We start from the raw sequence: 22,391 nt of genomic DNA, 5'->3' as shown, positions 1-22,391 counted from the left end.
TCACCAAATGGCTTAGCTCGGAAAATAAAATATCTGCGGTCGGCGAGTTTCTGCCGTTCTGCCTGCGCGCCGGGCAACGGCTTTGAGCGCTGCGCTGGCGCGCGACGACAATCCGGGTCTAGAACGACGGCATGCAGATTTTCGACATTCTGATCATCCTCGCGATCCTGGCCGTGACGATCACCCTGGGCTTCGGCCTCTATTCGCTGTTCCGGGGCGGAGAGTATGCGCGCAGCCATTCCAACAAGCTGATGCGGCTGCGCGTCGGGCTTCAGGCGGTCGCCGTCATCCTGCTGGTCGTCGGCATGTTGTGGAAGGCGACGCAGGGGGCCTGATCATGGTGACTCTGAACAAGATCTACACCCGCACGGGCGATGACGGTCGCACGCGGCTGGCGTCCGGCGCGCCGGTGTCCAAGAGCGATGCCCGGGTCGAGGCCTATGGCGCGGTGGATGAGCTGAACGCGGTGATCGGAGTCGCCCGGCTGAACAGCGGTCAGAACGACCGGATCGACGCCATGCTGGGCCGGATCCAGAATGAGCTGTTCGACCTGGGCGCCGATCTGGCCACGCCTCTGGACCCGCCGCCAGCCTGGGAAGCCTTGCGCATCGTCGAGAGCCAGGTTGCGCGGCTGGAGCAGGAAATCGACTGGATGAACGAGAGCCTGAAGGCGCTCGACAGCTTCATCCTGCCGGGCGGTGCGCCCTTGTCGGCCCATCTGCATGTCGCGCGCACCGTCTGCCGACGGGCCGAACGCGAGGCGGTGCGTCTGATCGAAAACGGCGAGACCGTGAACGTCGAGGCGGTCAAATATCTGAACCGCCTGTCCGACCATCTGTTCGTCGCTGCTCGACGCGCCAACGCCAACGGCGCCAGCGACATCAAATGGAAGCCCGGCGCGACCCGCTAGGCGAAACCGGTCAGGCGGCGGGACGCGCCGCCGCCAGTGCGGCTTTCTGACGCTCGGCCTCTGCGGCGCGGGCGCGACCCTGGGCGGCGAGATCCTGTTCGATCCGAACCAACTCGCGGTTCTTCTCGGCCGAAGCCTCGGCGCGCGACACGCCATTGGGGCGGCCGGTGATCTGGGCGATGGAGATGGGCTGGGCGCAGATGCGGCTTTCCATATCGTACCATTTGCCCGCCGCCTCGCAGCGTTTGCCGGGCGCGACCCAATAGTCCTGCAAGGCGAAAATCCCGACGACGGTGACGCCGAACAGGCCGAAGAAGATCATCGCCAGGCGGGGAAAGGTCAGGAAACGCTTCATCTCGTGGTCCGTTGGATAGGGATCGAAGCCGCAGCTTGACCCCACGTTACGTTGACAGGCCTTCGCGACCGCTCCATGTCCTGCCCACACATTCAGGCGATTTCACGGATAGACCCATGAAGGTACTCGTCCCCGTCAAACGGGTGATCGACTATAACGTCAAGGCCCGCGTCAAGGCGGATCAGTCGGGCGTCGATCTGGCCAACGTCAAGATGAGCATGAACCCCTTCGACGAGATCGCTGTCGAAGAGGCGGTTCGTCTGAAGGAAGGCAAGGAACACCATGCCGCCGGCACCGCGACGGAAATCGTCGTGGTCTCCATCGGCGTCACCCAGGCGCAGGAAACCATCCGCACGGCGCTGGCCATGGGCGCGGATCGGGGCGTGCTGATCCAGTCGGATACGGACCTGGAGCCGCTGGCGGTCGCCAAGCTGCTGAAGGCGGTGGTCGAGGAAGAAAAGCCCGACCTGGTCCTGATGGGCAAACAGTCGATCGACGGTGACAACAACGCGGTCGGCCAGATGCTGGCCGCCCTGCTGGACTGGCCCCAGGCGACCTTCGCCGGGAAACTGGCGATCAACGGCGGAAAAGCCACGGTCACGCGCGAGGTCGATGGTGGTCTGCAGACGATCGCCGCCGAACTGCCGGCGGTGGTGACGGTGGACCTGCGGCTGAACACGCCGCGGTACGCCTCCCTGCCGAACATCATGAAGGCCAAGAAGAAGGAGATCGCCATGAAGGCGGCCGCCGACTACGGCGTCGATGTCGCCGACCGCCTGAAGGTCATCAAGGTCACCGAGCCGCCCAAGCGGTCGGCCGGCGTCAAGGTGGCCGATGCGGCCGAACTGGTTTCCAAGCTCAAGTCTGCGGGAGCGCTGTAATATGGCTGTCCTCGTCATCGCCGATCACGACGGTTCGACCGTTCGCGACACCACCCACAAGACCGTGACCGCCGCGCTGGGCCTCTCGTCCGATGTGGATGTCCTGGTTCTGGGGCAGGGGGCGCAGGCCGCCGCCGATAGCGCCGCCAAGATCGCCGGCGTCCGCAAGGTGCTGCTGGCCGAGAGCGCCGGTCTGGGCAAGATGCTGGCCGAGGCGGTCGAAGCGACCGTCCTGCCGCTGGCCGGGGGCTACGACGCCATCCTGACGCCGGCGACCACGGACGGGAAGAATTTCGCCCCGCGTTTGGCCGCCAAGCTGGATGTCGCGCCGATCTCGGACATCATCGAGGTGGTGTCGGCCGATACCTTCGTGCGCCCCATCTATGCCGGCAATGCGCTGGAGACGATCCAGTCGTCGGACGCCAAGAAGGTGATCACGGTGCGACCGACCGCCTTCGCGGCCGCTGCTGATGGCGGTTCGGCCCCGGTCGAGAGCGTCGCCGGCGCCGATGCGCCTAAGACGGCCTTCGTGTCCGAGGAAATGGTCAAGTCGGACCGGCCCGAACTGGGCGCCGCCAAGATCATCGTCTCGGGCGGTCGCGCCCTGGGCTCGGCGGACGAGTTCCATGCCGTGATGGAGCCGCTCGCCGATAAGCTGGGCGCCGCCATCGGCGCCTCGCGCGCAGCGGTCGACGCCGGCTATGCGCCCAACGACTATCAGGTCGGTCAGACCGGCAAGGTGGTCGCCCCGGCGCTCTACATCGCCATCGGCATCTCGGGCGCCATTCAGCACCTGGCCGGGATGAAGGACTCCAAGACCATCGTCGCCATCAACAAGGATGCGGACGCCCCGATCTTCCAGGTCGCGGACTATGGTCTGGTCGGCGACTACAAGACGGTCGTGCCGGAACTAATGGCCGCCCTGGGCTAGGCCCAGGTCGAATCGATCTGAAGAGGGCGCGGCGCCGATCGGAGCCGCGCCCTTTTTCTTGCCCGCAGAAGAGCGTATGGCGAATTTGCCTGTAAGGCTGCAGCCCGGCGCTGCGGTCAACCGCATCGACGGCTGGATGAGCGACGCCGAGGGACGACCGCTCCTCAAGGTGCGCGTCCGGGCCCGCCCGATCGAGGGAGAGGCCAACGACGCCCTGATCCGGCTGCTGGCCAAAAGCCTTGGCGTCCCCAAGTCGGCGGTCAGCGTCGGACACGGCGCACAGTCGCGCTCTAAGATGATCGTCGTGCACGGCCTTAATGACGAAGAGCTGCGCTTGCGCCTCGTCGACGGCTTTTCTGGCGATTGAGGAGAGCCATCCGGCCGATTGGTGCGTTCTGCATCTGAACAGGAGACCAGCCCAATGACGATGGACGCCCGCATTCTCCACGCCCGCAGCGGCGTCACGCTCGAGCAGAAGGGCGATATCTACGCGGTCTCAAGCCTGCGGCTGTCCGAGCCGGCGACCTTTAGGGAAGAGTCGGATGCCCAGCGCGCCTTCGATGCTGAGGTCGCGGCCTCTGAGCAGGATCCAGAACTGATGTCGCGTCTCGGCGGGGCCTGAGAAGGCGAAACGCCTGAATCTACGAGCTTCAAAAAGGCTCAAGGACTACGATCCCTGATCGACGATCATGAATCTGCGAGAAACTTCCCCTCTCGTGTCAGAATCCGCTTGCTGACAAATCCGCCTCTCCGTATAGAGCCGCCTCGCTCGGAAACGGGCCGGCCGACGGGGCCGCGGGGGTGCAGATCTCCAGGGTCCCACGGAAGAAAGAAGCGAAAAACTTCTTGCTTTCATCGGTTGGTTTCACTAGGTTCCGCGCTCCAATCGAATCGCCGACGGGTTTTTAGAGGTAAGCCTCGCTTTCCTCCGGTGGTTTCTTGCGGTCTGAAGGGTTCGCTCTTCTCTCCGAAAGATCTCTGAAAAGAGCGGTTGACACGGGGTTTGCGGTTCTCTAAATCGCCGCCTCCGCCGACGACACGGCGTTAAACGGTCGGGCCTCTTCGGAGGTTCCAGGGTCTTTGACATTGTTGATTTGGAAAGAGAAACGCAGGCGGCGGTGTTCTTGCGATAGTCCTCAGAGACTATCATACGACACTGACTATCTGCGGTCTTTTTGAAAAGATACCATGCGTCGGTCTTCGGATCGATGACGTGGGAACTCGTCAATAAAATACGTAGAACTAATGCCAAGGACGACTTCGGTCGGTCCGATGCTTAGGTCAGAAGTCAACTCAACCTGAGAGTTTGATCCTGGCTCAGAGCGAACGCTGGCGGCAGGCCTAACACATGCAAGTCGAACGAACTCTTCGGAGTTAGTGGCGGACGGGTGAGTAACACGTGGGAACGTGCCTTTAGGTTCGGAATAACTCAGGGAAACTTGTGCTAATACCGAATGTGCCCTTCGGGGGAAAGATTTATCGCCTTTAGAGCGGCCCGCGTCTGATTAGCTAGTTGGTGAGGTAAAGGCTCACCAAGGCGACGATCAGTAGCTGGTCTGAGAGGGTGATCAGCCACATTGGGACTGAGACACGGCCCAAACTCCTACGGGAGGCAGCAGTGGGGAATCTTGCGCAATGGGCGAAAGCCTGACGCAGCCATGCCGCGTGAATGATGAAGGTCTTAGGATTGTAAAATTCTTTCACCGGGGACGATAATGACGGTACCCGGAGAAGAAGCCCCGGCTAACTTCGTGCCAGCAGCCGCGGTAATACGAAGGGGGCTAGCGTTGCTCGGAATTACTGGGCGTAAAGGGAGCGTAGGCGGACATTTAAGTCAGGGGTGAAATCCCGGGGCTCAACCTCGGAATTGCCTTTGATACTGGGTGTCTTGAGTATGAGAGAGGTGTGTGGAACTCCGAGTGTAGAGGTGAAATTCGTAGATATTCGGAAGAACACCAGTGGCGAAGGCGACACACTGGCTCATTACTGACGCTGAGGCTCGAAAGCGTGGGGAGCAAACAGGATTAGATACCCTGGTAGTCCACGCCGTAAACGATGATTGCTAGTTGTCGGGATGCATGCATTTCGGTGACGCAGCTAACGCATTAAGCAATCCGCCTGGGGAGTACGGTCGCAAGATTAAAACTCAAAGGAATTGACGGGGGCCCGCACAAGCGGTGGAGCATGTGGTTTAATTCGAAGCAACGCGCAGAACCTTACCACCTTTTGACATGCCTGGACCGCCACGGAGACGTGGCTTTCCCTTCGGGGACTAGGACACAGGTGCTGCATGGCTGTCGTCAGCTCGTGTCGTGAGATGTTGGGTTAAGTCCCGCAACGAGCGCAACCCTCGCCATTAGTTGCCATCATTTAGTTGGGAACTCTAATGGGACTGCCGGTGCTAAGCCGGAGGAAGGTGGGGATGACGTCAAGTCCTCATGGCCCTTACAGGGTGGGCTACACACGTGCTACAATGGCGACTACAGAGGGTTAATCCTTAAAAGTCGTCTCAGTTCGGATTGTCCTCTGCAACTCGAGGGCATGAAGTTGGAATCGCTAGTAATCGCGGATCAGCATGCCGCGGTGAATACGTTCCCGGGCCTTGTACACACCGCCCGTCACACCATGGGAGTTGGTTCTACCCGAAGGCGCTGCGCTGACCGCAAGGAGGCAGGCGACCACGGTAGGGTCAGCGACTGGGGTGAAGTCGTAACAAGGTAGCCGTAGGGGAACCTGCGGCTGGATCACCTCCTTTCTAAGGATGCTTCTCCAGGCCGTCTCTCACGAGACTGTCTATTGAGGCTCCACTAAACGGCGGAACGCCGCCGTCTCCGTTTCTCTTTCCACTTTCGTCATCGACGCCTCGACCATACGGGTCGTTGAGTTGGTGACGCGATCGCGAGCCTGGGTGTTTATGACCCGGCTGTCGCTGCCATAGGCCCGTAGCTCAGGTGGTTAGAGCGTACGCCTGATAAGCGTAAGGTCGGCAGTTCGAGTCTGCCCGGGCCTACCAGCCCTGCTGGACTCCAGCTCATGGCAGTATCGTCGACAGCTCTCCTGGCTACACCCTGAGAAGGGGCCATAGCTCAGTTGGTAGAGCGCCTGCTTTGCAAGCAGGATGTCGTCGGTTCGACTCCGTCTGGCTCCACCAGGATCTTGTGATCGCATTCAAGTTTGCCGTCGGCCTTCGGGTTGGCGTGCATTGATATCGTAAAGGAAGAACGTGACCGGCTCCCCTGAGCTTTTAGGTCCTGTTCGAGAAGAAGACATTGTCTGACAAAAATCAGGCTTGGTCCCCCGGCATCTTTCCAGTCGGGCGGAATAAACCAAGCATGAGTTTTGCTGAGAAACGATCAAACGTTGAAGGGCTTCTGACGGATGCCTTGGCGTAGAGAGGCGATGAAGGACGTGGCAAGCTGCGATAAGAACCGGGGAGGCGCTAGCACCCTTTGATCCGGTTATTTCCGAATGGGGAAACCCACCTTTACAGTCTTCCAACTCTGCTCTTCGGGGCAGCGATTGGCGGATTGTTGAAAGGTATAATGAGCTGAATACATAGGCTTCATTAAGCGAACCCGGGGAACTGAAACATCTCAGTACCCGGAGGAAAGGACATCAACCGAGACTCCCGTAGTAGTGGCGAGCGAACCGGGACCAGGCCAGTGCTCTTGTGAAATAAAGACGAACGATCTGGAAAGGTCGGCCATAGTGGGTGAAAGCCCCGTAGTCATCAAACAGCAAGAGACTCGAGTAGGGCGGGACACGTGAAATCCTGTCTGAACATGGGGGGACCACCCTCCAAGCCTAAGTACTCCTCTACGACCGATAGTGAACAAGTACCGTGAGGGAAAGGTGAAAAGCACCCCGACAAGGGGAGTGAAACAGATCCTGAAATCGGAAGCCTACAAGCAGTCGGAGCCGCCAAGCGCGGTGACGGCGTACCTTTTGTATAATGGGTCAGCGACTTCATGTGTCGAGCAAGCTTAAGCCGTTAGGTGTAGGCGCAGCGAAAGCGAGTCTGAATAGGGCGCTAAGTTCGACGTATGACGACCCGAAACCAGGTGATCTATCCATGAGCAGGTTGAAGGTTGGGTAACACCAACTGGAGGACCGAACCCGTGAATGTTGAAAAATTCTGGGATGACTTGTGGATAGGGGTGAAAGGCCAATCAAACCTGGACATAGCTGGTTCTCCGCGAAATCTATTTAGGTAGAGCGTCCGACGAATTCCTTGGGGGGTAGAGCACTGGATGGTTGCGGGCTGCGCGAGCGGTACCAATACTAACCAAACTCCGAATACCCAAGAGAACTATCGGGCAGACACACGGCGGGTGCTAACGTCCGTCGTGAAAAGGGAAACAACCCTAACCATCATCTAAGGCCCCCAAGTCACGGCTAAGTGGGAAACGATGTGGGATTGCTTTGACAATCAGGAGGTTGGCTTAGAAGCAGCCATCCTTTAAAGAAAGCGTAACAGCTCACTGATCAAGCGATCCTGCGCGGAAAATGTAACGGGGCTCAAGCCGTGCGCCGAAGATATGGGTTTGCAGTTTACTGCAAGCGGTAGCGGAGCGTTCCGTAGGCCGGTGAAGGTCAGGCGTGAGCCTGGCTGGAGGTATCGGAAGTGAGAATGCTGACATGAGTAACGATAAGAGTGTGAGAGACACTCTCGCCGAAAGACCAAGGGTTCCTGCGTAAAGCTAATCTGCGCAGGGTTAGTCGGCCCCTAAGGCGAGGCTGAAAAGCGTAGTCGATGGGAAGCAGGTAAATATTCCTGCACCAGCTGGAAGTGACGGATGGCTTAACTCGTACCCACTTATTGGATTGTGTGTGCGGGGGCGTTGTCCCAGGAAATAACTCCAGCAGAGACCGTACCCGAAACCGACACAGGTGGTCAGGTAGAGCATACCAAGGCGTTTGAGAGAACTATGCTGAAGGAACTCGGCAAATTGCACGCGTAACTTCGGAATAAGCGTGACTCACCTTGCGCAAGCAGGACTGAGTGGCACAAGCCAGGGGGTAGCGACTGTTTAGCAAAAACACAGGGCTCTGCGAAGCAGCAATGCGACGTATAGGGTCTGACGCCTGCCCGGTGCCTGAAGGTTAAAGGGAGATGTGAAAGCGTCGAACTGAAGCCCAGGTAAACGGCGGCCGTAACTATAACGGTCCTAAGGTAGCGAAATTCCTTGTCGGGTAAGTTCCGACCTGCACGAATGGCGTAACGACTTCCCCACTGTCTCCAGCATAGGCTCAGTGAAATTGAATTCCCCGTGAAGATGCGGGGTTCCCGCGGTCAGACGGAAAGACCCTATGAACCTTTACTATAGCTTCGCCTTGGCGTTAGCGACCGTATGTGTAGGATAGGTGGGAGACTATGAAACCGGGGCGCCAGCTCTGGTGGAGTCGTCCTTGAAATACCACCCTTACTGTCGTTGACGTCTAACCGAGGGCCGTTATCCGGTCCCGGGACATGGCGTGGTGGGTAGTTTGACTGGGGCGGTCGCCTCCTAAAGTGTAACGGAGGCGCGCGATGGTGGGCTCAGACCGGTCGGAAATCGGTCGTCGAGTGCAATGGCATAAGCCCGCCTGACTGCGAGACTGACAAGTCGAGCAGAGACGAAAGTCGGCCATAGTGATCCGGTGGTCCCGAGTGGAAGGGCCATCGCTCAACGGATAAAAGGTACTCTAGGGATAACAGGCTGATTTTGCCCAAGAGTCCATATCGACGGCAAAGTTTGGCACCTCGATGTCGGCTCATCACATCCTGGGGCTGGAGCAGGTCCCAAGGGTATGGCTGTTCGCCATTTAAAGTGGTACGTGAGCTGGGTTCAGAACGTCGTGAGACAGTTTGGTCCCTATCTGCCGTGGGTGTTCGAAGCTTGAGAGGATCTGTCCCTAGTACGAGAGGACCGGGATGGACATACCTCTGGTGTACCTGTCATGGCGCCAGCTGTGCAGCAGGGTAGCTAAGTATGGAATAGATAACCGCTGAAAGCATCTAAGCGGGAAACTAACCTCAAAACAAGGCTTCGCTGAGGATCGTGGAAGACTACCACGTTGATAGGCCAGGTGTGGAAGTGGGGCGACCCATGAAGCTTACTGGTACTAATAATCCGATCGGTTTGATCGTTTCTCAGCAAAACTCATTCGATGATCGTTCAGACCAGAACGATCGCAGACAATGTCTTCTCATCATCCGCTGTCCCCCTGGTTGACCTGGTGGCTATGTCGGAGGTTCCCCACCCGATCCCATTCCGAACTCGGTCGTTAAGCCCTCCAGAGCCAATGGTACTTCGTCTCAAGGCGCGGGAGAGTAGGTCGCCGCCGGGTCTACCAGGCGGACAGCCGATGATGAACAAAAACCGCAGTCGCGGTCCTTCTCGAACCGCTCTTCCTTCACGATACACTACCGTTTGCCGCGGGATGGAGCAGCCCGGTAGCTCGTCAGGCTCATAACCTGAAGGTCGTAGGTTCAAATCCTACTCCCGCACCCAAAACACCTTGAAGCCCCACCGCACAAAGCCGTGGGGCTTTATGCTGTCGGGTTGGGGGTGCGTGGCGATTTAACCAACTCGGGAGCCCAGCTAATACCAAGGGTTCATATCGCGGCATCTCTCAAAGCGTCACACTACCGTGGTTATGGTCGCCGCTCTAATGAAGACATCGCCTAGCTGGCGTCACCAGATTCGACGTAAAGGTGCGCTTCGACGCCATCCGTTTTCTGGGCCAGACCCGGCACTTCGTCGAGTTGGCGAAGGCTGGTGAACAAACCGCGTTCTTCACGATAGCGGACGATCTCAAACCCATGGCCACGCAAAAGTTCAACGCCATCGAGTTCGGCCGCAGTGGCGGTGTTCAAGTCAATCATCTCTCGCGGTCCGCAGTAGAGCCTCGCGGCCAGTGGCTGCGGGGTTGCGCGGGCTGGCGACTTCGCCGGCTGGCGAAACGTTCAAGCGCTTGGAAAGGACGTGCAGCAAGCCGCGCCCTGACACGGGTCGGAAGGCCTTGAGCCCCTTAGATCCCGCCGCTTCGCGTGACGACGACCGCGATCAGCGTCAGGAAGACGACGGCTGCGGCCGCGATGGCGAGGGCCGTGATGCGAAAGGCGCCGCGTGTCGGCTTGTCGGGCCGGTCTTCATAGCCGATCGGGACTCTGCGAGGTTCTTTTTTGGTCATGGGCGATCAACGCACGGAGGCGGTTCGCGTTCGCCGACGCGTGCGAGCTTTCGGCGCAACCAAGGCTGCGCCGAAGGCTCTCGATGTTTGTCAGAAGCGGTAGGCGACGCCGACCCGAAGATTGCGCCCCGGCAGAGGGGCGATGTCCTTGAGGAAGGACACGTGTTCGCGGGCTTCCTCGTCCGTCAGGTTCCGCGCCTCGGCGAACAGGGTGACGTTCTGCTGGGCGAAGGGACGGACGGCGACCGAGGCGTTGACCAGGGTATAGTCGTCGGTCGGCAGTTCGAACTCGTTGGCGACCCGATCCTGCTCTCCGACATGGCGAACCTCGGCGCTGGCGTCGAACCTGGTCGATGTCCAGGCCAGGCGTCCGGTGACGGAGTAGGGCGGGATCCGCGCGGCAGGGCCGAAGTCCGTCTGGGCGTGGACATAGTCGGCCGCGCCTTCCAGCGACAGTTTGCGATCGCCGTCCTGCCAAAGCGCATAGGCGCCTTCCAGCTCGAAGCCATAGAATTTGGCGTCAGTCTGGACGAACCGATAGATGGGGAAGAAGTCGTCCTCTTCCTCGAAATAGAACTGGTTGCCCGTTGGCCGTTCGTCGATGAAACCGTTGTACCAGGAGTGATAGACGTGCAGATCGCCGGTGAACCGGCCGCGATCATAGTGGGCGGTGCCTTCCAGCGTCGTCACCTTCTCGGAGTTCAGCGTCAGGTCGCCGGTCTCGTAGGCGGCGGTGGCGATGTGAACGCCATCGGCGAACAGTTCGACCTCGCTGGGCGCGCGCTCGTTGTGGGCCAGGCTTAGGCCCAGGAACAGGCCGGCGGTCGGGCGGATGAAGGCGGCGGCGGACGCCGACCAGTTGTCGAATTCGCGCGTGACTTCGCTCGCGCCCCCTATGGGCGTGCCGCTGAGTTCGCGCCGGTCATAACGCAGGCCGCCCTCGAAACCATGGTTGCCGAGGTCCAGGCGCTGCACCGTATAGAGGCCCAGTTCGTCGATCTTGACGCTGGGCACGAAGGCCTCCTCGCCGATGGCTTCAAAGTTGCGCGACAGGGCCTGAACCCCGACGGCGCCGTTCCAGCCGTTGCGTTCGCGCTGGATCAGGTCCGCACGGCCTTCCCAGCCGTCGGAGTTGAAGATGGTGCCCGGCTCGCCCACGGCCTCGAACTCGGTGTGAGTATAGTCGGCATGGCCGTAGGAGCCGCGAAGGGCCGAGAAGGGCCCGCTGTCGAAACGGTATTCGCCGCGCGCGTCCCAGCGCTTCTGGTTCAGCTTGATGAAGACCGACTCCTCGGCGACCGTGCCGTATTCGCTGTCGGTGTTCTTGTAGGAGACGCCGGCGAAGCCCTTGTCGCCGATGTAGGACCCGCCGATGCCCCAGGCTGCCAGATCGGTATAGCTGTTGGGCTGGGTTCCGGTGTCCTCGCGCGCGAGGCCTTCGGCGGCGGCGCGCCTGGCGGAAATGGCTGGGGCCGGGATGTCGTAGTCGTCGGTCTTGCGCTTCACGCCATCGACGTTGAAGGCGAAGTTCCCACTGCCGACGGTCACGCGCCCGAAGGCGCTGCGGCCGTCATCGACGCTGGAGGCCTGGGTGGAGACGACGCCGGACACGCCGCCCTCGGGGATTTCGGTGGGGATGCGGTCGTCCAGAACATTGACCACGCCGCCGATGGCCGAACCGCCATAGACCAGCGTCGCGGGGCCGCGGATGATCTCGATACGATTGGCCTCGGCCGGATCGGTGGCCACGGCGTGGTCAGGCGAGACAGAGCTCGCGTCGATCAGGCCGATACCGTTGGTCAGCACCTGGACGCGCGGCCCGCTGAGGCCGCGAATGACGGGTCGGCTGGCGCCGGGCGCGAAGTCGGTCGAACGGATGCCCGGACGCCCGCTCAGCATGTCACCCAGCGAGGCCGCCGGCGCCGTGGCCAAGGTCTGCTCGTCCACCACGTCCGTCGCGATCACCGAGGCTCGCTGGCTGATGCCATAGGGCGCGCCCGTCACGATGATATCGCCCAACTCCGTCGGGGCTTGCGGGACCGACTGCGCGGCGGCGGCGCCGGCCAGAATCGTGGAGCCTGCGGCCGCCATGAGCAGGGATCGCGAGACGCTTGAGGGACGCATGGAAAAACTCTCAGCCTGGGGAGGAAGTGACTTGTTACGAGATAACGTCACATAGGCTTTGCGCAATCAAGAACCCGACGACGATTTTGTGTCGAACGTGTCTCTACGGGCGCCGCCGGCCGGAGAAGAGTCGTGGACTATCTTGAAGGGGAAAATGGCGCACCCGACAGGATTCGAACCTGTGACCTCTGCCTTCGGAGGGCAGCACTCTATCCAGCTGAGCTACGGGTGCGTCGGCCGGCGCGACGCCGGAAAAGGCCGCTTACAGCATGGCGCAAGCGGCCTCAATCCCGAATGCGCGGATGACGACCGGATGGCTGCCATCAATCACCAACAAGGAAGGTCAACGGCCTCAAGCAGCGCGAAGCGCGATAGGCCCAAAAAGAATGCAGTAGGGCGCTCGCGCCCTACTGCGCCGTCATGCCGCCGTCGATCTTGAACTCGGACCCCGTGACGAATTTGGATTCGTCGGACGCCAGATAGAGAACGCAATAGGCGACGTCGTCGGGTTCGCCGATCCGCTTCAGGGGGATGCCCCGCGCGAGGCGCTCGTGCGCCTTGTCCTCATCGCCACCGGCCATGGCGATGAAGGGATCCAGGATCGGCGTCTTGATGAAGACGGGATGGACCGAGTTGCAGCGCACGTTCCATTCGGCCTTGGCGGCCTCCAGCGCCAGGGTCTTGGTGTACATCCAGACCGCCGCCTTGGTGGCGTTGTAGGCGCCCATGCCGGGGGCCGCCGCGAGCCCTGCGATCGAGGAAATGTTGATGATCGAGGCCGGCGCCGAGGCGCGCAGATGCGGCATGGCGTGTTTGGCCCCCAGCATGATGGAGCGGAGATTGATCTCGTACTGACGCTGCCAGTTCTCGACCGTGTCCTGTTCGACGAAGGCCAGCGGGCCGCCAACGCCGGCGTTGTTGACCAGCACCGACAGGCCGCCGAGATCGGCGACGGCGGCGGCGATCACGCCTTCCCATTCGGCCTCACTGGCGACGTCGTGGGCATAGGCGAAGGCGGCGGTCGGTATTTCCGCATTGATCCGGCTCGCCAGGGTCCGGGCGCGAGCGGCGTCGATGTCGGTGACGGCGACGCGGGCGCCTTCGCGGGCCAGCATGAAGGCCATGGCCTCGCCCAGGCCGCCGGCCGCGCCGGTGATCAGGGCCGTCTTGCCGGCGACACGGCCGGAACGCGCGGCGCCGCTCACGACTTCACCCCCATGCCGGCCGCGGCGTCGTCAATGAAGCGGGCGAGGGTCACGTCCTTGTCCGTCACGCCATCAGCGTCGTGGGTGGTGAGCAGGATTTCGACGCGGTCGTAGACATTCGACCATTCGGGATGGTGGTCCATCTTGTCGGCCACCAGGGCGACGCGGGTCATGAAGCCGAAGGCGGCGTTGAAATCCGCGAACTTCAGCGTCCGCGTGATGGCCGGGCGATCGCCGTCATGCGCACGCCAGGCGGGCAAATCCTTCAGCGTTTCCGCTACGTCAAGCCGTGTGTCGGTCATCGCGTTTCCTCTTTTTCCATTTTGCGTAGGGCGCCTGATGGGTGGCGGCAAGCGGCGAAGCCGTACGGATTTCGTCCAGGGAACCCATGGTCAAGCTTGTGCATTGATCGAGCAATGATCGTCGCTCTTCGGCGTCATCGGTCGCCAGCGGGGTTAGGATGGAAAATCTCTGGATCGCCGCCCTGGATGCGGCCGACCGCAAGCGGATCGAACCGCATTTGAAAGAGCGCGAGATCACACGCGGCCAGATGCTTTATGACGCCGGCGAGGCGGTCGATCAGGTCTGGTTTCCGATCAAGGGCGTGGTGTCGCTGATGACCATCCTGCCGGATGACAAGATGGTGGAGACGGCGGCCATCGGGCGCGAAGGCCTGATCGGCGTGACCTGCGGACCCTTCAATGCGCGCGCGGCCAGCCGCGCCATTTCCCAACGCGACGGGATCGCAGCCTATTGCTCGGCCGAGGTGTTCGGCGAGGCGCTGGAAGACAGCGAGACGCTGCGCTCGGCCCTGTCGCGCTTCACCGAAGGCTTGATGGCGCAGGTGCAGCAGGCGGCCGCCTGCAACGCCCAACATCGGCTGGACGAACGATTGGCCCGCTGGCTTTTGATGCTTCACGACCGGGCCGAGGATGACCGGATCGACCTGACCCAGGCCGATATCGCCGGCATGCTGGGCGTGCGTCGCGCCACGGTGTCCGAGGTCGGCACGGTGCTGGAGCGCAAGTCGCTGATCCAGCGGGGGCGCGGCTGGGTCAAGGTGCTGGATCGTGACGGCCTGGAGGCGGCGTCGTGCGGCTGTTACGGCCTGATGCGCGACGTGATGAGGGATTTGAAGCTGCCGCAGCCCGAAGCGGCCTGATCGGGTGTCTCATCGGGTGACGGGGGCGCTGCGACGCGCTAGACGACGACTATGACCGACGCCTCCTCCCACGGCCCGCATTCGTCGGGTGATCGTTCCTCCTTCGGCTTTCGCGACGTGGATGCGCGCGAGAAGGTCAAGATGGTGCGCGGGGTCTTCGATTCCGTCGCCTCGAACTACGATGTGATGAACGACCTGATGAGCGTCGGCGTCCACCGCATCTGGAAGGACATCGCCGCCGCCAAGCTGAACCCGCGTCCGGGCGAGACCATTCTGGACGTCGCGGGCGGCACCGGCGACATGGCGCGGCGCTATTCCAAGATGGCGCGCGCAGCCCAGGAGCGGCGCGGGGGCGAGGACGCCAAGGTTATCGTGCTGGACTACAACGCCGAGATGATCCTGGCGGGCGTCCAGAAGGGCGGCGAACCGGAGATGCAGTGGAGCGTCGGCGATGCGATGAACCTGCCGCTGCCGGACGCCTCGGTCGACGCCTATTCGATCAGTTTCGGCATCCGCAACGTGGCCCATATCGACAAGGCCCTGGCCGAGGCGCGTCGGGTGCTGAAGCCAGGCGGTCGGTTCCTGTGCCTGGAGTTTTCGCGCCCCACCACCATGCCGATCCGCAAGGTCTATGACGCCTGGTCCTTCCACGCCATTCCGCGCATCGGCGGCTGGGTCGCCAAGGATCGCGACAGCTATCAGTATCTGGTCGAGAGCATCCGTCGCTTCCCCGATCAGAATACGTTCAAGGCCATGATCGAGGACGCCGGCTTCCGCCGCGTGTCCGTGACCAATCTGTCGGGCGGGATCGCCGCCATCCATCACGGGTGGGCGATCTGACCAGCCGGATCTATCGCACGGCTCCGCCGCCGCCCGCGACGGTCGCGGTCCAGAACCCGGTTGCGTCCTTCCTGCGCCTGCTGGGCTGGCTGTGGGTTCTGGCGCGTCATGACGCCCTGATCCCGCGCGAGGTCACGCCTCTTCTGCCGGCCTGGACGCGGCCGTTCGCCCGGTTCGTGCAACTGTTTTCAGGTCGCGCCGGGCGTCAGGGTCGGCCGGGCCAGAGGCTGGGCAAAGCGTTCGAGCATCTGGGCCCTGTGGCGATCAAACTGGGGCAGGTTCTGGCCACGCGCGCCGACATCTTCGGGCTGGAGTTCGCGCGCGACCTTGGCCGGTTGAAGGACGCCCTGCCGCCCTTTTCGCTGGAAGAGGCGCGACGCGAGATCGAGAAGTCGCTGGGTCGGCCGGCCGAAAGCCTGTTCATCGACCTCAGCCCGCCGGTCGCTGCCGCCTCCCTGGCCCAGGCGCACCGCGCGACCCTGGCCGATGGGCGGGCCGTCGCGGTCAAGGTGCTGCGGCCGGGCGTCGAGCGGCGGGTCGCCAATGGCCTGGACTCGATGCGGCTGGCCGCGCGGCTCGTCTGGCGGCTCGTGCCGATGGCGCGGCGGCTGGAGCCGTCCGCCTTTGTCGAGACCATCGCCAACTCGCTGGATCTGGAGCTGGACATGCGGCTGGAGGCCGCCGCCGCCAGCGAGATGGCCGAGGTGCTCGCCAAGGACGGATATATGTCCGCCCCGGCCGTGATCTGGGACGGGGTGGGCAAGCGCGTGCTGACGCTGGAGTGGGCGCAGGGCGTGCCCATGACGGATCCGGCGCTTACGGACCTGCCGGGCATCGACACGGATCAGCTGGCCGACAATGTCGTGCGCGCCTTCCTGGTTCAGGCATTGGACCACGGGGTGTTTCACGCCGATCTGCACGAGGGCAATCTGTTCGCCAGCGCGCCGGCGCATCTGACCGCCATCGACTTCGGCATCGTCGGACGTTTGGGCCCGGCCGAGCGGCGCTATCTGGCGGAGATTCTGTGGGGCTTCATCAGCCGCGACTACGACCGGATTTCGCGCGTGCATTTCGAGGCCGGCTACGTCCCGCCGCACCACTCGGTGGAGACCTTCGCCCAGGCCCTGCGCGCCGTCGGCGAACCGGTGATCGGCCGCGCCGCCAGCCAAGTGTCGATGGGCCGGCTCCTGGGCCAGTTGTTCGAGATCACCGCCCTGTTCGACATGCGGCTGCGGCCCGAACTGATCCTGCTGCAAAAGACCATGGTCTCTGTCGAGGGCGTGGCGCGCCGGCTGCAACCCGATCACGATCTGTGGAAGGCCGCCCAGCCGGTGGTCGAACGCTGGATCCGCCGCGAACTGGGACCGCAGGCCCAGGCGCGTGATGCGATCAACGAAATGATCGCCGCCGCCCGCGCCATCTCGCGCTTGGTTCAGGAGCCTCCGCGCCCGGCGGCGGTGGTCATCGAAAAGTCGGGAACTCCGGCTTGGGTGGCGGCTTCAGTCACGGTCGCGGTCATCGCGGCCCTGGCGGCCCTGGGCCTTTCGCTCTGGCCCTATCTGACCTGACCGGAGCTTTCGCTATGAAGCCGACCCTGATGAAGACCGCTATCGCAGCCGCCGTGCTGCTGGCGCCCGTGCCCGCCTTGGCCCAGGCCGCCGCCGCCGGCGCTGTGCCGAACGCCTTCGACCGCCCGGCTCAAACCGCAGCGCCTCAAGCCCGATCCGCCGCTGCCCCCGCAACGGCGTCCGTCGCCCAGGCTCCCGACATCGCCCGTTCGGAGGAGGCGCTGCGCGCCGTGATCGCCGGCGCTCAGGGGACCGGCTTCGACTATTCGGATTTCACGACGGGTCTCGGAACCCAGATCCGTCAGCAGGAGGCCCAGGTGGTCCCGCTGATCAAGGGCTTCGGCGCCGTCAAGACGGTCGAGTACGTCAAGCAGGAAGGCGAGGCCCAGATGTTCAGGGTCACCTTCGACAATCAGGTCACCGAATGGCTGATCGGCTTCGACGCCGAGGACAAGATCGCCGCCCTGCTGTTCCGCCCGGCCGAGCGCTGACCGTCAGTCCAGCGAAGGCTTGCCGCGCCCGGACTTGATCGAGGCGCGGTTCGTCTTGGCCTTGAGGCGGCGTTCCTTGGACGCCTTGGTCGGGCGTGTCGGCACGCGATAGACGGGGCGGATCGAGGCCTCGTCGACCATGGCCTGAAGCCGTTCGATGGCGTCGGCGCGATTGCGCTCCTGGGTGCGATGACGCACGGCGGTAATCAGGATCACGCCTTCCAGCGTGAGCCGACTGCCGGCCAGCTTCATCAGCCGCGCCTTGACCGCATCGGTCAGCGACGTCGAGTTCTTCACGTCGAACCGCATCTGGACGGCGGTCGAGACCTTGTTGACGTTCTGCCCGCCCGGACCGCCCGCGCGGTAGAAGTGAAACTCCAGCTCGTCCTCGGGGATGACGGTGGTCATGTCGCCGCCTTGCGCGCCTTGACCACAGCCTGATCCAAGGCCTGCAAGAAACGCGAACGATCGGCGGCCGAAAACGGCGGCGGACCGGATGTCGCCACGCCCATCGACCGCAAATGCTCGCCCACCATCCGTCCGGCAAGGGCCGATCCGATGGAGTCCGGGGTGAAGGGCTGTCCGTTCGACTTCAGCGCCTGGGCGCCCGACTTCAGACAGCGGTCGGCCAGAGGAATGTCGGCAGTGATCACCACATCGCCCACGGTCGCCCGCTCGGCGATCCAATCGTCGGCGATGTCGGGGCCGGCGTCCACCACCACCTGTTCGATCAGCGCCTCGCGCGGAACCTGCATCCAGGTGTTGGAGACGACATAGGTCTTCAGCCCATAGCGGCGGGCGACGCGATACACCTCTTCCTTCACAGGGCAGGCGTCGGCGTCGATGTAGAGAACCGTGGGCATACTTGGTCGGGCCTATCGCGCTTCGCGCTATTTGAGGCCCAGCATAGTGAGTTCGCACAGCGCCCCAACCAAAAAGGGCGGGACCGTGCGGCCCCGCCCTTTCCGTTCAGACCGAAACGGTCCTCAGTTGCGATACGCCGGCGGCATCGGCGTCTGTTGGCGATAGCGGTCGCGCAGCATCAGCGGACGGCTGGTCAGGGGCTGTTCGACGCCATTGACGAAGACGGCCGACGGCTGGCTCAGCGGCTCCAGCGGATCGCCAGACCAAACCACCACGTCACCCGCTGCGCCCGGCGCGATCTGGCCGAACTGGCCGGCCATGCCGAAGATCCTGGCCGGATTGACCGTCAGGGCGGCGATGGCGGCGCCGTAGGGCAGTCCGTGCGAGACGGCGTTGCCGGCGTTGTAGCGGGCCTCGCGGGCGCGGTGGGTCGAACCCTCGTTGCCCTTGATGGCGATCAAGACACCCGCCGCATTCAGGGCCGCCGCATTTTCGGCCCGCGCCGCCCGCATCTCGAAATCGCTGGGCAGGTTGGAAATGGGATTCAGCAGCACCGGCACGCCGGCGGCGGCGATGTCTCCGGCGACCAGCCAGCCTTCCTCGGCGCCATCCAGGATCAGCTTGATCCCTTCCTCACGCGCCAGGCGCAGCACCTGCTGGATGTCCGAGGCGCGATGGACGGTGACGATCAGCGGCATCGTCCCGTTGGCGACGGGGATCAGGGCCTCAAGATCGGCGCGCGACAGGCTGAGGTCGCGCAGGCCCGCCCGCTCATAGGCCGACTTGTTGCGGGCATAGAGGCGGACCTCCGACAGCGTCTCCTTGAACAGGACGAATTGCGCCCCGCGCGCCCCGCCGGCGATGTCGGCGCCCGCTTCACCGAAGGGGGCGACCATGGCCACGCGCGGCTTGACCAGGATGTTGGATCCCTGGCCCAGATTGATGATCGCCGCCTGACCCGCGAACAGGCCCGGCGTCTGATAGCCGCCGTCGCCGGCGCCGGCCGTCTCGTCCTCATGCACATGGCCGCCGGACGAACCGGGATGCTGGGGCACGACGATGGCGCGGGTGATGCCGCCCAGCCGCGCGACCGGCAGGGTGAAGGACCAGGGGTCCAGGCCGTACGAGATGTCGAAGGCGGCGCTGAGGGTATTGGCGCTGTTGCGCAGTTCGTTGGTGCCGCTGACCGAGCCGACCTCGGTCCCGGCCAGGCCGGAATCCACAGCGACGAAACCGGGCGCGACCGTCTTGCCCGCCGCGTCGATGACGCGGGCGCCGGACGGCGCTCCGCCTGAGCCCACCGAGACGATCTTGCCGTCGCGCATGACGACCGTGCCGTGTTCGATCACGGAGTTTCCGGTCAGGATGCGCCCGCCGACGATGGCGACGGTTTCCTGCGCCATGGCAGGGGCGACGAGAGACAGGGCCGCGACGGCGCCCGCGAGGATGTGAGACAGGCGCATCAGCGGGCTCCTTCCGTGACGTTGGCGGCGGTCAGGCCGTATCCCGGCTGACCCAGTTCGAAGTCGCTGGTCGGCTGATAGGCGGGGTTGCTGCGATCAAAGGTCAGGGCGCCGTCGATGAAGACCTGATCCGCGCGGGCGTAGATCGAGAAGGGATCGGCGCTCCAGATCACCACGTCGGCGCGCTTGCCAGGCTCGAGCGACCCGGTCTGGTCGGCGATGCCGATGGCCTTGGCGGCGTTGGAGGTGATCCAGCCAATGGCGTGTTCTTCGGAAATGTTCAGCCCGGCGCGGCGACCGGCCGACAGGGCGGCGGCCGCTTCCTGGTTCAACCGCTGGGTCAGTTCGGCGTCGTCGGAGTGGATGACGGCGCACGATCCCTGCTGAGCGTCTACCAGGGCGGCGTTCTCCTCGATGGCGTCCAGGGCCTCCATCTTGAAGCCCCACCAGCCGCTCCACATGGCCGCGCAGATGCCGTTGGCGGCCAGTTGCGGCGCCAGCTTGTAGGCCTCGGTCGCGTGATGGAAGGTCGTGATGCGATAGCCGAACTCCTTGGCCATATCCATCATCAGCGCCATCTCGTCGGCGCGGTAGCAGTGGTTCTGGATCAGGATCGAGCCGTCCAGGACGCCCATCAGGGTCTCGTTCTGCAGGTTGCGCGTCGGGGCGGCGCCTTCGCCGTCCTCGCGCCACTTGTCCCATTTGGCCTTGTAGTCGCGCGCGGCGATGAAGGCGGCGCGATAGCCGGCCATATTGCCCATGCCCGTCGCCGGGCTCTGGTTGCGGCCGCCATAGACGCGCGACGGGTTCTCGCCGCAGGCCATCTTGACCGTATAGGGGGCGGCCGGGAACTTCAGCCCCTGCATGGTGATCGAGGGCACGTTGCGGATCGTCACGCCGCGTCCGCCGAATAGATTGGCCGAGCCGGGCAGGATGTGAAGCGTGGTCACGCCGCCGGCGCGGGCGGTGTTGAAGCCGGGGTCCTGGGGCCACAGCGAATGTTCGGCCCAGACCTGGGCGGTGTTCGGGCTGGTCGCCTCGTTGCCGTCGCTCATGCCGCTGACGCCGGGCGACGGATAGACGCCCAGGTGGCTGTGCACGTCGATGACGCCGGGGGTGACATAGCGGCCGCGCGCCTCGACGACGCGATAGCCGGCAGGGACGGGGGTCGAGGCGTCGCCGACGGCGGCGATCTTGCCGTCCGTGACCACGACCACGCCGTTCTCGATCTTGCGATCCGTGCCGGTCAGGATGGTGGCGCCGACCACGGCGAAGTTCTCGCGCGGCAGGGGCTGATAGGTCGAGGGATAGGGATCCAGCGTCGTCGCGGGATCCAGACCGGCGGCCAAGGTCCGGTCCCTCGACGGTTTCGCGGCCGTATCGTCAGGCGTCTGGCCGGTGGTGGCGCAGGCCGACAGGCCCAGCACGGCGCATGTGATGGCCGCGAGGCTGACGCCCCGCAGATGATGTCCGATCATCGAAATCCCTCTCCCGCGATGCGTCAGCCCCGACGCCGCTTGTGACCGGCATAGAAGGGCGTTCGGCCGCGACCGTCAAAAGGTTTCGGCGTTCGTCTTCTGGACGCCTTGGCCCGCGACGGCTAACGGCAGGCGCATGAACGCCGATGACCGTCCCGAGGACGAAAACCCGCATCTCGACCGCCCGCTGCGATCGTTCGGCCGCATTAAGGCCCGCCCCATCAAGCCCCGCCAGGCGGCGCTGATGGAGACCCTGCTGCCCGCGATCGCCGTGCCCGATCCCAAGGCCGGGCCGCTGGATCCCAGGACGATGATGCCCGAGGCGACCGAGGTCTGGTTGGAGATTGGCTTTGGCGGCGGCGAGCATATGGCCGCCCAGGCGGCGACGCGGCCCGACGCCCTGGTGATCGGCTGCGAGCCCTTCCTGAACGGCGTCGCCTCGGCCCTGCGCCATGTCGAAGAGGGCGGGCTGAAGAACGTCCGAATCCACGCTGACGACGCCCGCGACCTGGTCGACGCCCTGCCGGACGCTTCGGTCGACCGGGTGCTGATCCTGTTCCCCGACCCCTGGCACAAGGCGCGCCACAACAAGCGCCGCCTGCTGCAGGACGAGACGGCCCAGGCCTTCGCGCGCATCCTGAAGCCCGGCGGGACCCTGCGCTTCGTCACCGATTGGCTGGACTACGCCGAATGGGCGCTGGAGCGGCTGAACCGCACGCCGGGTCTGGAGCGAATGGGTCCAGCCGACCAGGACTGGTTCGTCCCGCCCGCCGACCACGTCGTGACCCGCTACGAAGAAAAGAAGCTGGGCGACACGACGCCCGTGTTTCTGGAGTTCTGCCGCCTTCCATAAGGCGTCACGCTCGGCGTGGACCGAAAAAGGCTGACAAGCGGATGCGAAAGGCCTATATGGCCCTCCACATCGTTAGACCGGCGTCCAACG

21 protein-coding genes, 4 tRNA genes and 3 rRNA genes are annotated in these 22,391 nt (G+C 63.5%); 17 read left to right on the top strand and 11 right to left on the bottom strand.

Annotated elements, in window-relative coordinates:
* Window positions 1-131 precede the first annotated feature (131 nt).
* A complete protein-coding gene (locus E7T10_RS01475) occupies window positions 132-335 on the top strand; it encodes a twin transmembrane helix small protein (RefSeq protein ID WP_137720424.1) in 204 nt (67 codons plus the stop codon).
* A gap of 2 nt (window positions 336-337) precedes the next feature.
* Window positions 338-910, top strand: a complete 573-nt coding sequence (locus E7T10_RS01470; RefSeq protein WP_137720423.1) for a cob(I)yrinic acid a,c-diamide adenosyltransferase — start codon at window positions 338-340, stop codon at window positions 908-910.
* A 10-nt stretch (window positions 911-920) separates the two neighbouring features.
* On the opposite strand, the gene E7T10_RS01465 is transcribed toward E7T10_RS01470, so the two are convergent.
* Complete coding sequence (locus E7T10_RS01465) at window positions 921-1,265, bottom strand: hypothetical protein (protein ID WP_137720422.1); 345 nt, start codon at window positions 1,263-1,265, stop codon at window positions 921-923.
* Between the two features lie 116 nt (window positions 1,266-1,381).
* Between E7T10_RS01465 and E7T10_RS01460 the strand changes: the two genes are divergently transcribed.
* The 10 genes from E7T10_RS01460 to E7T10_RS01415 all read left to right on the top strand — a co-directional run bounded on the left by E7T10_RS01460 (window position 1,382) and on the right by E7T10_RS01415 (window position 9,571).
* The gene (locus tag E7T10_RS01460) at window positions 1,382-2,146 is read left to right on the top strand and encodes an electron transfer flavoprotein subunit beta/FixA family protein (protein WP_137720421.1); all 765 of its coding nucleotides are present in this window, start codon (window positions 1,382-1,384) and stop codon (window positions 2,144-2,146) included.
* A gap of 1 nt (window position 2,147) precedes the next feature.
* Window positions 2,148-3,077: an electron transfer flavoprotein subunit alpha/FixB family protein gene (locus E7T10_RS01455; protein WP_137720420.1), complete on the top strand. Its 930-nt coding sequence runs from the start codon at window positions 2,148-2,150 to the stop codon at window positions 3,075-3,077.
* A gap of 76 nt (window positions 3,078-3,153) precedes the next feature.
* Window positions 3,154-3,444, top strand: a complete 291-nt coding sequence (locus tag E7T10_RS01450; RefSeq protein ID WP_137720419.1) for a DUF167 domain-containing protein — start codon at window positions 3,154-3,156, stop codon at window positions 3,442-3,444.
* A 54-nt stretch (window positions 3,445-3,498) separates the two neighbouring features.
* Complete coding sequence (locus E7T10_RS01445; RefSeq protein ID WP_137720418.1) at window positions 3,499-3,699, top strand: hypothetical protein; 201 nt, start codon at window positions 3,499-3,501, stop codon at window positions 3,697-3,699.
* A 672-nt stretch (window positions 3,700-4,371) separates the two neighbouring features.
* Window positions 4,372-5,832, top strand: a 16S ribosomal RNA gene (locus E7T10_RS01440).
* 181 nt (window positions 5,833-6,013) lie between these two features.
* Window positions 6,014-6,090, top strand: a tRNA-Ile gene (locus tag E7T10_RS01435).
* Window positions 6,091-6,152: 62 nt separating this feature from the next.
* Window positions 6,153-6,228, top strand: a tRNA-Ala gene (locus E7T10_RS01430).
* 200 nt (window positions 6,229-6,428) lie between these two features.
* Window positions 6,429-9,207 (top strand): 23S ribosomal RNA (locus E7T10_RS01425).
* 85 nt (window positions 9,208-9,292) lie between these two features.
* Window positions 9,293-9,407: ribosomal RNA gene (gene rrf, locus E7T10_RS01420) — 5S ribosomal RNA — on the top strand.
* The 16S, 23S and 5S rRNA genes sit together here with 3 tRNA genes alongside, the layout of an rRNA operon.
* 87 nt (window positions 9,408-9,494) lie before the next feature.
* Window positions 9,495-9,571 (top strand) — tRNA-Met (locus tag E7T10_RS01415).
* A gap of 173 nt (window positions 9,572-9,744) precedes the next feature.
* On the opposite strand, the gene E7T10_RS01410 is transcribed toward E7T10_RS01415, so the two are convergent.
* From E7T10_RS01410 to E7T10_RS01390, 6 genes are all read right to left on the bottom strand, one after another.
* On the bottom strand, window positions 9,745-9,945 hold the full coding sequence (locus E7T10_RS01410) for a helix-hairpin-helix domain-containing protein (protein WP_137720417.1): 201 nt from the start codon (window positions 9,943-9,945) through the stop codon (window positions 9,745-9,747).
* Window positions 9,946-10,091: 146 nt separating this feature from the next.
* Complete coding sequence (locus E7T10_RS15635) at window positions 10,092-10,253, bottom strand: hypothetical protein (protein WP_168189865.1); 162 nt, start codon at window positions 10,251-10,253, stop codon at window positions 10,092-10,094.
* Between the two features lie 90 nt (window positions 10,254-10,343).
* Complete coding sequence (locus tag E7T10_RS01405) at window positions 10,344-12,377, bottom strand: TonB-dependent receptor (protein WP_210416132.1); 2,034 nt, start codon at window positions 12,375-12,377, stop codon at window positions 10,344-10,346.
* Between the two features lie 155 nt (window positions 12,378-12,532).
* Window positions 12,533-12,609: transfer RNA gene (locus E7T10_RS01400), tRNA-Arg, on the bottom strand.
* Between the two features lie 175 nt (window positions 12,610-12,784).
* Window positions 12,785-13,582, bottom strand: a complete 798-nt coding sequence (locus tag E7T10_RS01395; protein ID WP_137720416.1) for an SDR family oxidoreductase — start codon at window positions 13,580-13,582, stop codon at window positions 12,785-12,787.
* Window positions 13,579-13,884 (bottom strand): 4a-hydroxytetrahydrobiopterin dehydratase, encoded by a 306-nt coding sequence (locus E7T10_RS01390; protein WP_137720415.1) that lies wholly within the window; start codon window positions 13,882-13,884, stop codon window positions 13,579-13,581. The genes E7T10_RS01395 and E7T10_RS01390 overlap by 4 nt, the downstream gene beginning before the upstream one ends.
* A gap of 158 nt (window positions 13,885-14,042) precedes the next feature.
* On the opposite strand from E7T10_RS01390, the gene E7T10_RS01385 reads away from it, so the two are divergent.
* The 4 genes from E7T10_RS01385 to E7T10_RS01370 are packed head-to-tail and all read left to right on the top strand — an operon-like array spanning window position 14,043 to window position 17,643.
* Window positions 14,043-14,744, top strand: coding sequence for a Crp/Fnr family transcriptional regulator (locus E7T10_RS01385; RefSeq protein WP_137720414.1), 702 nt, complete (start codon window positions 14,043-14,045; stop codon window positions 14,742-14,744).
* A 51-nt stretch (window positions 14,745-14,795) separates the two neighbouring features.
* The gene (gene ubiE / locus E7T10_RS01380) at window positions 14,796-15,584 is read left to right on the top strand and encodes a bifunctional demethylmenaquinone methyltransferase/2-methoxy-6-polyprenyl-1,4-benzoquinol methylase UbiE (protein WP_137720413.1); all 789 of its coding nucleotides are present in this window, start codon (window positions 14,796-14,798) and stop codon (window positions 15,582-15,584) included.
* Window positions 15,572-17,152: a 2-polyprenylphenol 6-hydroxylase gene (gene ubiB, locus E7T10_RS01375; protein ID WP_137720412.1), complete on the top strand. Its 1,581-nt coding sequence runs from the start codon at window positions 15,572-15,574 to the stop codon at window positions 17,150-17,152. The genes ubiE and ubiB overlap by 13 nt, the downstream gene beginning before the upstream one ends.
* Before the next feature lie 14 nt (window positions 17,153-17,166).
* The gene (locus E7T10_RS01370; RefSeq protein ID WP_137720411.1) at window positions 17,167-17,643 is read left to right on the top strand and encodes a hypothetical protein; all 477 of its coding nucleotides are present in this window, start codon (window positions 17,167-17,169) and stop codon (window positions 17,641-17,643) included.
* 3 nt (window positions 17,644-17,646) lie between these two features.
* Here the strand turns inward: E7T10_RS01370 and arfB are convergent, their stop codons facing one another.
* From arfB to E7T10_RS01350, 4 genes are all read right to left on the bottom strand, one after another.
* Entirely contained in the window at window positions 17,647-18,051 is a 405-nt protein-coding gene (gene arfB / locus E7T10_RS01365) for an alternative ribosome rescue aminoacyl-tRNA hydrolase ArfB (RefSeq protein WP_137720410.1), read from the bottom strand.
* Window positions 18,048-18,506, bottom strand: coding sequence for a YaiI/YqxD family protein (locus E7T10_RS01360; RefSeq protein ID WP_045811813.1), 459 nt, complete (start codon window positions 18,504-18,506; stop codon window positions 18,048-18,050). Before E7T10_RS01360 ends, arfB begins: the two co-directional genes overlap by 4 nt.
* Window positions 18,507-18,629: 123 nt before the next feature.
* Window positions 18,630-19,970: an amidohydrolase family protein gene (locus E7T10_RS01355; protein WP_137720409.1), complete on the bottom strand. Its 1,341-nt coding sequence runs from the start codon at window positions 19,968-19,970 to the stop codon at window positions 18,630-18,632.
* The gene (locus E7T10_RS01350; protein ID WP_137720408.1) at window positions 19,970-21,448 is read right to left on the bottom strand and encodes an amidohydrolase; all 1,479 of its coding nucleotides are present in this window, start codon (window positions 21,446-21,448) and stop codon (window positions 19,970-19,972) included. The genes E7T10_RS01355 and E7T10_RS01350 overlap by 1 nt, the downstream gene beginning before the upstream one ends.
* Before the next feature lie 136 nt (window positions 21,449-21,584).
* Between E7T10_RS01350 and trmB the strand changes: the two genes are divergently transcribed.
* Window positions 21,585-22,301: a tRNA (guanosine(46)-N7)-methyltransferase TrmB gene (trmB, locus tag E7T10_RS01345; RefSeq protein ID WP_137720407.1), complete on the top strand. Its 717-nt coding sequence runs from the start codon at window positions 21,585-21,587 to the stop codon at window positions 22,299-22,301.
* The last annotated feature ends 90 nt before the right edge of the window (window positions 22,302-22,391 follow it).

Source organism: Brevundimonas sp. SGAir0440 (genome assembly GCF_005484585.1).
In the GTDB taxonomy this organism is placed as follows: Bacteria; Pseudomonadota; Alphaproteobacteria; order Caulobacterales; family Caulobacteraceae; genus Brevundimonas.
The sequence above is the reverse complement of the archived record's forward strand: the minus strand, read 5'-3'. Positions and strand labels throughout refer to the sequence as shown.